Annotated in this window: 1 protein-coding gene; it reads right to left on the bottom strand. The window is 73.7% G+C overall.

Annotation, left to right across the window (positions count from 1 at the left end; genetic code table 11):
* Positions 1 to 1,257 (bottom strand): FxSxx-COOH system tetratricopeptide repeat protein (gene fxsT, locus AB0O00_RS40135; RefSeq protein ID WP_363659604.1); only part of this gene is annotated, 1,257 nt, incomplete at both ends.

Below are 1,257 nucleotides of genomic sequence, written 5' to 3'. Positions count from 1 at the left end.
CCGAGGTGAGCGGGTGCCGGTCGCCGAACAGCCGGGCGTGGCCCTGGTGGGCACGGTCCGCCAGCTCGCAGGCGGTGTCGTGGTCGTGCTCGGCGCTGTGCACGGCGGCCAGGTTGAGCGTGCAGACCAGCGCGTCGGCGGCACCGGGACCGTAGCGGGCAAGGTAGCGGTCGTACGTCTGACGGGCCAGCCGGCCGGACTCCTCCTCGTGCCCGAGCCTGCGCAGGGAGACCGCCAGCGAATCGGCGGCCCGCAGCGCGGTGAGGTCGTCCGGTTCGAGGACCTGCTCACAGGTCGCCACGGTCTCGCGCAGGATGGCGCAGGATGGCGCGTGCTCGCCGAGTTCGCGCAGGTCGCGGGCGAGGCAGAACCGGCTGGTGAGGGTGTAGGGGTGCTGCGGGCCGAGGACGGCCAGACGGCGGGCGGCGGTGTCGCGGTCGAGGTCGCGAGCCGCGGCGCTGTCGCCGATCAGACGGTGGTCGATGGCGAGGTTGTTGGCCACCGCCAGGGTCTGCGGGTGGTCCCGGCCGAGTGAGGCGTTCAGCCTGCCCAGGATGTCACGGTCCAGTTGGAGCGCGTCCGTGAAGCTACCCAGCGCCCTGCGGTCGGCGCTCAACGATCCCGCCGTACGCAGTGTGGCGGGATGGTCCTCCCCCAGCCGGCTCTTCTGCCGGTCCAGGGTGTCCTCGTCCAGGGCCAGCGCGACGGCGTACTTCCCCTGTGCCCGAGCAACGTTGGCACGTTCGAAGCGCAGCAGCAGGATCTGCCCCTCGTCCGCGCGATGCCTTCCGGTCCAGAAGGTGTCGAGCCACCGGCCGAGCGCGTCGGCCCGCTCCAGGTCACCGCGTCGGCGCAGGTATCGGACCCGGTCGACGAGGAGTTGGCGGGTGGCCGGGTCGTCGCACGCGTGCGCGTCGGAGGCCGACAGGTGCGGCCACAGCTGTTCCAGCGCGGCCCAGGCGGCCGGGTCGTCGACGTCGCCGAACTGCGGGCGGGACTCGGCCAGGGCGCGATGGACCAGGTGAGCAGCCTCCTCGCGCTCGCTGTCCGACATCTCCGCACGGATCACCGCCTGCACCAGCCGGTGCACCTGCAGGGTCTGCCGGCCGCCGTCCACCCGGGCGAGGGCATAGCGGCCGACCGCGCGCAGGAGCTCCGCCGGCGGCTCGGCTGCGGCTGCCGCGCTTGCCGCAGCGGCGGCGAGGTCCCGGCGAACGGACGGCGCCGCGTTGAGGCTCAGTGGAATCGGCTCGGGGC

Origin of the sequence: Kitasatospora sp. NPDC093558 (assembly GCF_040683475.1) — a bacterium.
In the GTDB taxonomy this organism is placed as follows: Bacteria; Actinomycetota; Actinomycetes; order Streptomycetales; family Streptomycetaceae; genus Kitasatospora.
Note: the sequence above shows the minus strand (reverse complement) of the source record. Positions and strands in the feature narration are given on the sequence as shown.